General features: G+C 70.2%; 9 protein-coding genes. 5 read left to right on the top strand and 4 right to left on the bottom strand.

Annotated elements, in window-relative coordinates:
• The 4 genes from AAG827_RS21470 to secA all read left to right on the top strand — a co-directional run.
• On the top strand, positions 1-282 hold a 282-nt coding region (locus tag AAG827_RS21470; protein ID WP_341928248.1), incomplete at its 5' end, for a sigma 54 modulation/S30EA ribosomal C-terminal domain-containing protein.
• 94 nt (positions 283-376) lie between these two features.
• The gene (locus AAG827_RS21465; protein ID WP_341928247.1) at positions 377-1,045 is read left to right on the top strand and encodes a response regulator transcription factor; all 669 of its coding nucleotides are present in this window, start codon (positions 377-379) and stop codon (positions 1,043-1,045) included.
• 5 nt (positions 1,046-1,050) lie between these two features.
• On the top strand, positions 1,051-2,241 hold the full coding sequence (locus AAG827_RS21460; protein ID WP_341928246.1) for a crosslink repair DNA glycosylase YcaQ family protein: 1,191 nt from the start codon (positions 1,051-1,053) through the stop codon (positions 2,239-2,241).
• A gap of 73 nt (positions 2,242-2,314) precedes the next feature.
• Complete coding sequence (gene secA, locus AAG827_RS21455) at positions 2,315-5,137, top strand: preprotein translocase subunit SecA (RefSeq protein ID WP_341928245.1); 2,823 nt, start codon at positions 2,315-2,317, stop codon at positions 5,135-5,137.
• Positions 5,138-5,388: 251 nt separating this feature from the next.
• On the opposite strand, the gene AAG827_RS21450 is transcribed toward secA, so the two are convergent.
• A complete protein-coding gene (locus AAG827_RS21450; protein WP_341928244.1) occupies positions 5,389-5,904 on the bottom strand; it encodes an Rv3235 family protein in 516 nt (171 codons plus the stop codon).
• The gene (locus AAG827_RS21445) at positions 5,904-6,611 is read right to left on the bottom strand and encodes a LysM domain-containing protein (RefSeq protein WP_341928243.1); all 708 of its coding nucleotides are present in this window, start codon (positions 6,609-6,611) and stop codon (positions 5,904-5,906) included. Before AAG827_RS21445 ends, AAG827_RS21450 begins: the two co-directional genes overlap by 1 nt.
• A 101-nt stretch (positions 6,612-6,712) precedes the next feature.
• Between AAG827_RS21445 and AAG827_RS21440 the strand changes: the two genes are divergently transcribed.
• Positions 6,713-7,246, top strand: coding sequence for a hypothetical protein (locus AAG827_RS21440; protein WP_341928242.1), 534 nt, complete (start codon positions 6,713-6,715; stop codon positions 7,244-7,246).
• Positions 7,247-7,264: 18 nt separating this feature from the next.
• On the opposite strand, the gene AAG827_RS21435 is transcribed toward AAG827_RS21440, so the two are convergent.
• Complete coding sequence (locus AAG827_RS21435) at positions 7,265-7,600, bottom strand: sec-independent translocase (RefSeq protein ID WP_309647747.1); 336 nt, start codon at positions 7,598-7,600, stop codon at positions 7,265-7,267.
• 3 nt (positions 7,601-7,603) lie between these two features.
• On the bottom strand, positions 7,604-8,385 hold a 782-nt coding region (locus tag AAG827_RS21430), incomplete at its 5' end, for a P-loop NTPase (RefSeq protein ID WP_341928241.1).

Below are 8,385 nucleotides of genomic sequence, written 5' to 3'. Positions count from 1 at the left end.
GGCATGGAGGTCATCGACGACAGCCCGCAGGCCAGTGACGACGACGTGATCACCGAGCACCAGGTCGGGCCGATCACGGTCACCGGCGACGGTCCCCTCGTGGTGCGCGAGAAGACCCACCCCGCGTCCCCGATGACGCTCGACCAGGCGCTCTACGAGATGGAGCTGGTCGGTCACGACTTCTACCTCTACGTCGACAAGGAGAGCGAGCGGCCCGCGGTTGTCTACCGCCGCCGCGGCTACGACTACGGCGTCATCTCGCTCGACCTCGGGAGCGACTGACCGTCGACGAGGGCCCGACCGGGCCATGGGTTGATGGTCAGTTCAACCCATGGTTCGGTCACCCGGCACCCCCCGGACGTGCCATGATGCGTCCGTGGCTGAGAAGGGTGAACCCATCCGGGTGCTCGTGGTCGATGACCAAGAGCTCTTCCGGCGTGGGCTGACCATGCTGCTGGGCGTCGAGCCCGGCATCGAGGTCGTCGGTGAGGCCGGTGACGGTGTCGAGGGCACGACGCTGGCGGAGACCACCGCCCCCGACGTGGTCCTCCTCGACATCCGGATGCCCAAGCGCTCCGGCATCGAGGCCTGCGTGGCCATCAAGGAGGCCGTCCCCTCTGCCAAGATCATCATGCTCACCGTCTCCGACGAGGAGGCCGACCTCTACGAGGCGGTCAAGAGCGGGGCCTCGGGCTACCTCCTCAAGGACTCCTCGATCGACGAGGTCGCCCAGGCCGTGCGCGTCGTGGCCGACGGCCAGTCGCTGATCAGCCCCTCGATGGCGGTGAAGCTGATCGACGAGTTCAAGCAGATGTCACGCCCCGAGCGGGAGAACGTCCCCGGCCTGCGGCTCACCGACCGCGAGCTCGAGGTCCTCAGCTATGTCGCCAAGGGCCTCAACAACCGCGACATCGCCAAGAACCTCTACATCTCCGAGAACACCGTCAAGAACCACGTGCGCAACATCTTGGAGAAGCTCCAGCTCCACTCGCGCATGGAGGCCGTGATGTACGCCGTGCGGGAGAAGCTGCTCGAGCTGCCCTGAGCGCCGTGGTCGACACGCTCTCCCGCTCGCAGGCCCGCCGCATCGCGCTGGCCGCCCAGGGCTTCCTGGACCCGCGCCACGCCGTGCCCACCATGCGCACCTTCCAGCGCACGCTGGAGCGCACCGGGGTGCTCCAGGTCGACTCGGTCAACGTGCTCCAGCGCGCGCACTACATGCCGCTCTACTCCCGGATGGGCCCCTACGACGTGGACCTGTTGCGTCGTGCGGCCGAGACCCGGCCCCGCCGCGTCGTGGAGTACTGGGCGCACGTGCAGGCCTTCATGCCGGTCGAGCTGTGGCCGTTCATGCAGTTCCGCATGGACGCCACCCGAGCGCGCCGCGGCCGGTGGAAGGTCCTCGAGGAGTCGCCCGGGCTCGAGTCCTCGCTGGTGGCCGAGATCCGCGAGGTCGGGGCCTCGACGGCCCGTGACCTCGACGACGGGATGCCGCGCAGCAAGGAGCACTGGGGTTGGAACTGGTCGCAGACCCGGCAGGTCCTCGACTACCTCTACTCCACCGGCGACCTGGCCATCGCCGGTCGCAACAGCCAGTTCGAGGTGCTCTACGACCTGCCCGAGCGGGTGATCCCGGCCGAGGTGCTCGCCCGGCCGACCCCCACGCCCGCGGAGGCCCACCTCGAGCTCGTACGACGAGCCGCGAGGTCGCACGGCGTCGCGACGACGCGGTGCCTCCAGGACTACTACCGCATGCACATCGACCAGGTGCGTCCCGCGGTCGCGACCCTGGTCGAGCTCGGCGAGCTGCTGCCGGTGACGATCGAGGGTTGGAAGCGCCCCGCGTTCCTGCACCGCGACGCCCGGCTGCCCCGCAGGGTCGGGGCCCGGGCGCTGCTCAGCCCCTTCGACCCGGTCGTGTGGGAGCGCGAGCGTGCCGAGCGGGTCTTCGACTTCCACTACCGCATCGAGATCTACGTCCCCGCCGAGAAGCGGGTCCACGGCTACTACGTGCTGCCGTTCCTGCTGGGGGAGCAGGTGGTGGGCCGCGTGGACCTCAAGGCGGACCGTCGTACGGGCCGGTTGCTGGTCAAGGGCGCCTACGCCGAAGCCACCGCGCCGCCCGACACGGCCGAGGAGTTGCACGCGGCGCTGGTCGAGCTGGCGGGGTGGCTGGGCCTCGACGACGTGGTGGTCGAGCCCCGAGGGGACCTGGCCATGCGGCTGGCTCAGTGTTCGTAGGTAGAGTGGGAGCGCCGCTCCACGGCGTCACCGCGGCGTCATCAGCTAGGCCAACACAAGGAGTCATCCCGTCGTGCCCGTCATCATCGACAAGCTTCTCCGCATCGGCGAAGGCAAGATCCTCAGGCAGCTCGAGTCCATCTCCAAGGCGGTCAACGCCATCGAGGACGACTTCGTCAAGATGAGCGACGACGAGCTCCGGGGGATGACCGCGGAGTTCAAGGCGCGCTACGAGAAGGGCGAGTCGCTCAGCGACCTCATGCCCGAGGCCTTCGCGACCGTGCGGGAGGCCTCGCACCGGGTGATCGGCCAGCGCCACTACGACGTCCAGATCATGGGTGGCGCGGCGCTGCACCTCGGCAACATCGCTGAGATGAAGACCGGTGAGGGCAAGACCCTCGTCGCGACCCTCCCGTCCTACCTCAACGCCATCTCCGGCAAGGGCGTCCACGTGGTCACGGTCAACGACTACCTGGCGAAGTTCCAGTCCGAGATGATGGGCCGGATCCACCACTTCCTCGGCCTGAGCACCGGCGTGATCCTGCCCGAGATGCGCCCCGCGCAGCGTCGCGAGGCCTACAACTGCGACATCACCTACGGCACCAACAACGAGCTCGGCTTCGACTACCTGCGCGACAACATGGCGGGCTCGATCGAGGAGTGCGTCCAGCGCGGCCACAACTTCGCCGTCGTGGACGAGGTCGACTCCATCCTCATCGACGAGGCCCGGACCCCGCTGATCATCAGCGGCCCGACCCAGGACGAGGTCAAGTGGTACGGCGAGTTCGCCAAGCTGGCCAAGACCATGGTCAAGGACGTCGACTACGAGGTCGACGAGAAGAAGCGCACCATCTCGGTCCTCGAGCCCGGCATCACCAAGGTCGAGGACCACCTCGGCATCGAGAACCTCTACGAGTCGGCCAACACCCCGCTCATCTCGTTCCTCAACAACTCCATCAAGGCCAAGGAGCTGTTCCGCAACGACAAGGAGTACGTCGTCATGCAGGGCGAGGTGCTCATCGTCGACGAGCACACCGGCCGCATGCTCTCGGGGCGTCGCTACAACGACGGCCTCCACCAGGCGATCGAGGCCAAGGAGGGCGTGACCGTCCGCGAGGAGTACCAGACCCTCGCCACCGTCACCCTGCAGAACTACTTCCGCCTCTACGACACGCTCTCCGGCATGACCGGAACGGCCATGACCGAGGCCTCGGAGTTCGACAAGACCTACAAGCTCGGCGTCGTCCCGATCCCGACCAACAAGCCGATGCTGCGCGTCGACCAGGCCGACCTCGTCTACCGCACCGAGGAGGCCAAGTACGACGCCGTGGCCGACGACATCGCCGAGCGCAACGAGAAGGGCCAGCCGGTCCTCGTGGGCACGGTCTCGGTCGAGAAGTCCGAATACCTCTCCGCCCTGCTCACCAAGCGTGGCATCCCGCACAGCGTCCTCAACGCCAAGGTCCACGCCGACGAGGCCAAGATCGTCGCGATGGCCGGCCACAAGGGTGCGGTCACGGTCGCGACCAACATGGCCGGTCGAGGCACCGACATCATGCTCGGTGGCTCGGTGGAGTTCCTCGCCGACGCCGAGCTGCGCGACAAGGGTCTCCAGCCCACCGGGGAGACGGCCGACGACTACGACGCCGCCTGGCCCGAGACGCTCGAGCGGATCAAGGCCCAGGTCGCCAAGGAGCACGACGACGTCAAGGAGCTCGGCGGTCTCTACGTCGTCGGCACCGAGCGCCACGAGTCGCGCCGCATCGACAACCAGCTGCGTGGTCGCTCCGGCCGTCAGGGCGACCCGGGCGAGTCCCGCTTCTACCTCTCCCTCGAGGACGAGCTGATGCGCCTCTTCAAGTCGGAGTGGGTCGATCGCGTCCTGCAGATGCTCAAGATCCCCGACGACGTCCCGATCGAGAACAAGCGGGTCACCGGCGCGATCGCCAACGCCCAGGGCCAGGTCGAGTCGCAGAACTTCGAGTCCCGCAAGAACGTCCTGAAGTACGACGACGTCATGGACCGCCAGCGCCAGGTCATCTACGGCGAGCGTCGAGAGGTGCTCGAGGGCGCCGACCTGCGCGAGCAGATCAGCACCTTCATCGACGACGTCGTCACCGGCTACGTCACCGGCTCGCTCGCCGAGTTCGGCGAGGAGTGGGACCTCGAGCAGCTGTGGACCGACCTGGGCCAGTTCTGGCCGATCGGCGTGACGATCGAGCAGCTCGAGACCGAGGCCGGCGGCCGTCACAACATGGACCGCGACCACCTCATCGAGGCTCTCAAGGACGACGCCCACGCGGCCTACGCCGCGCGTGAGGCCGAGATGGGCGAGGAGGTCACCCGCGAGCTCGAGCGTCGGGTCCTGCTGTCCGTGCTCGACCGCAAGTGGCGCGAGCACCTCTACGAGATGGACTACCTCCGCGAGGGCATCTACCTGCGGGCCTACTCCCAGCGCGACCCCCTCGTGGAGTACCAGCGCGAGGGCTTCGACATGTTCGCCGCCATGATGGACGGCATCAAGGAGGAGGCGGTCGGCTTCCTCTTCAACCTCGAGGTCCAGGTCGAGGAGGACCACGAGGGCCACGACCACGGCGACGAGGACGACGAGGTCTACGAGCCGCTCCTCCAGCCCGAGGGCACCGTCAAGCAGCGCGCTTCTGCCGTGGCGATCAAGGCCAAGGGCCTCGAGCGTCCCCAGGCGCCCAAGGGCCTGTCCTACTCCGCCCCCAGCGAGGACGGTGACGTCGAGGTCAAGGCGGTCGCCGCCGAGGCCGACGAGTTCGCCGGCGTCGCCCGCAACGCCAAGTGCCCCTGCGGCTCGGGCAAGAAGTTCAAGCAGTGCCACGGCTCGGCCGGGGGCCCGACCGGCCTCACCGCCCGCTCCGGCGGCTGACCCACCCGCTCCACCCGACGCCCCGTCACGGTCCTCCGTGGCGGGGCGTCGGCGGTGGTGGAGCCCCTCTCCGCTGGTCGAGCAGCGAGCGCAGCGAGTGATCGTCGAGACCACGCCGTACGACGGCGTCCTCGAGGTGCTGGGCATGTCACCGGGTCTCGACCGCGCCGTGGCGGCTTCGTCCCTCAGCCGCCGGCGCCGCTCGACCTGCCTGAGCCCACGCCGTGAGCTCGTTCCTCGCTCACGGCTGCTCAGGCAAAGTCGAGGGCGGTGCAGAGCCACCGCTCACCGCGCGCCTCGAATCGCGCTGCCACGGCGCGTGACCGCTCGCCGTAGCGGACGTGCACGGCCGCCTCGACCACGTCGGCGCTGACGAAGCAGGTGTGCACGCTCAGGACGCGGGGGCGCACCGGCTGGACCCGGCGCTGGCCGGGGACGTGGCCGCCGGCGCGGGCGACGAGGACAGCGCGGCGGTCGAGGTCGGCGTAGACCCCACCGGTGGTCCAGCGCAGCAGCTGGGATGCCGGCCGGTCGCCACCGACGATCTCGACAGCGGCCTGGGCGAAGCGGTGGGCCCACGCCTGGGCGGAGCGGCGTCGACGGGCGTCGATGGGGACGACCGACGCGACATCGGACACGCCGCGCTCCAGCGGCCGACGGGCCGGGGGGTCGTGACGCGGCAGCAGCTCCAGGGCCAGGGTGCCCTGCGTGCTGGCGACCGGCACCTCCACGCGGAGGGGGACGACGGTCTCGTGGGCAGGTGACATCAGGACTCTCCTCGAGGTGGGGTGGGACGGCTGGGCAGGGCCAGGTGCTGGCCGGGGTGGATCACGTCGGGATCCGCCCCGACGACGCGGTGGTTGAGCAGGTGGATGCGCTGCCAGTAGGCCGTGACGGTCGCGCTGTCGGCACCGGGCCCGAGCGCGGTGGCGGCGATGGTCCACAGGGAGTCGCCGGGCCGCACGACGACCTCGGCGGGCTCGACCTCGCGCGGGACGTGGTCCGGTCGTGGGGCCGCGGGGACGACGAGGCCCCCGCTGGGCCGCTCGGGCAGCGGCAGCCCGTCCAGGGTGACGACGCCGCCGCGCGGTCGGTCGTCCCGGTGGACGGAGCCCGGCGTCGCGTGGGCCGGCGACAGGCCGCCCGAGAGCATGGCGACGCCGCAGGCCGCGAGCACCCAGCGCCGCATGGGAGCGGGGACGCCCCGGGCGCTGCGGCCGCTCCGGCGCCGGCTGGTGCCGGCGAGCGCCTCGAGGACCACCAGCGTGGTCACGACCCACCACCACCCCGCGCAGAGGACCACGACGAGGGCGCTGCCCTGCACGAGCATGCGCTCGAACGACGCCCGCCCGGTGGAGGTCGGACCGCCCGGCAGGTCGGGCAGGCACCAGAGGACCACGACGACGACCGCGACCGTGGTGGCGCCCCAGACAGCGAGGCAGCGTGCCGAGCGAGCGGTCCCGAGGTCATTCACGGTCTAATCCTTGCGTTTGCGTGTGTTTGCATCAGCCAACGCTTCTTTGTGAGTCTCGTCAAGGTCTTCTCCACAGCCCGATTCCTTGGCAGGCTCGCCTCGTGACCTGGGAGGACGAGCTGTTCGCGGTGCTCGACGACCTCGAGCAGCAGGCTGACGCGCTCTACGCGACCGAGCGGGCGCCGGAGCTGGCCGACCGCAGCCGGGCGGAGTACCAGCAGGTCACGCTCGCCGGCCGGCTCATGGCGACGGTCGGGGAGCCTGTGCAGCTCGGGGTCCGGGGCGTGGGCCCGGTGAGCGGTGACCTCGCCCGGGTGGGGGCGCAGTGGTGCCTGGTCGACGGCACCGGCCAGGACTGGATCGTCGCGCTGGCAGCGATCGCCACCGTCACCGGCGCGTCACGCCGGGCGGTCCCCGAGATGGCGTGGTCTCCGGTGACGAGGCTGGGGCTGGGATCGGCGCTGCGCCGCCTGGCCGAGGCCGGCGAGCGGTGCGTGGTCCACCTCGTCGACGGCACGCTGCACGACGGCAAGCTGGGGCGGGTCGGTCAGGACTTCGTGGAGCTGGTCACCGCGGGGGACCGGACGGTGCTGGTGTCCTTCGCCGCGCTCGCGGCCGTGCAGAGCCGCGACTGAGTCGGGGCCGGGTGGACCTCAGGTCGCGTCGGCGTCGTAGGGCGGGATCTCGCCCTCGTCCAGCGGGCGGTGGCCGGCCGTGCGTGACGCCTTCTGGTCGGCGTCGGCGTCCTCCATGGCCTCGATGATGTGCTTGCGCACGATCGTGCGCGGGTCGAGGTCGCGCAGCTCGAGGTCGGAGAAGTCCGGGCCGAGCTCGTCGCGCAGCTCGTCACGGGCGGAGTTGGCGAAGTCGCGGGCCTTGCGGGCGAAGCCGCCGGCCTGCTTGGCCAGCGTCGGAAGGCGGTCGGGACCGAAGACGAGGATCGCCACGAGGGCGATCACCGCCATCTCCGCCAGACCGACTCCGAACACGATCTAGAACTTACTCGTGGGGGTGAGGCCCAGCTGCATGCCGGCCAGCCCGCGGCCACGGCCGGTGATCGTCGCGGCGATGGTGCTCAGCTCGATCGCCGCCGGTGCGGTGGGGTCGGAGTCGACGATCGGCTTGCCGGCGTCGCCTCCCTCGCGCAACGAGATGTCGAGCGGGATGCGCCCGAGGACGGCGACGTCGTAGCCGAACCGCTCCGACAACGTGGCCGCGACGCGGTCTCCGCCTCCGGAGCCGAACACCTCGAGGCGGTGGTCCTTGCCCTCGGGGGTGCAGTGCGGGCAGGGCAGGAAGCTCATGTTCTCGACGACGCCGATGACGCGCTGGTGCATCATCGAGGCCATCGTGCCGGCGCGCTCGGCGACCTCGGCAGCGGCCTCCTGGGGCGTGGTGACCACCACGACCTCGGCGCTCGGCAGGTGCTGGCCCAGCGAGATGGCCACGTCGCCGGTGCCCGGGGGCAGGTCGAGGAGCAGGACGTCGAGGTCGCCCCAGAAGACGTCGGCGAGCATCTGGACCAGGGCCCGGTCGAGCATCGGGCCGCGCCAGGCGACGACCTGGTCGCGCCGCGGCTTGAGCATGCCGATCGAGATCACCGAGACCCCGCTGGGCGTGGGCACGGGCATGATCAGGTCCTCGACCTGGGTGGGGCGCGAGTCGGCCACGCCCAGCATCGCCGGGACCGAGTGGCCGTAGATGTCGGCGTCGACGACCCCGACCTTGAGACCCTGCTTGGCCATGGCGAGCGCCAGGTTGACGGTGACCGAGG

Source organism: Nocardioides psychrotolerans, from assembly GCF_943371775.1.
Lineage (GTDB): Bacteria > Actinomycetota > Actinomycetes > Propionibacteriales > Nocardioidaceae > Nocardioides > Nocardioides psychrotolerans_A.
The sequence above is the reverse complement of the archived record's forward strand: the minus strand, read 5'-3'. Positions and strand labels throughout refer to the sequence as shown.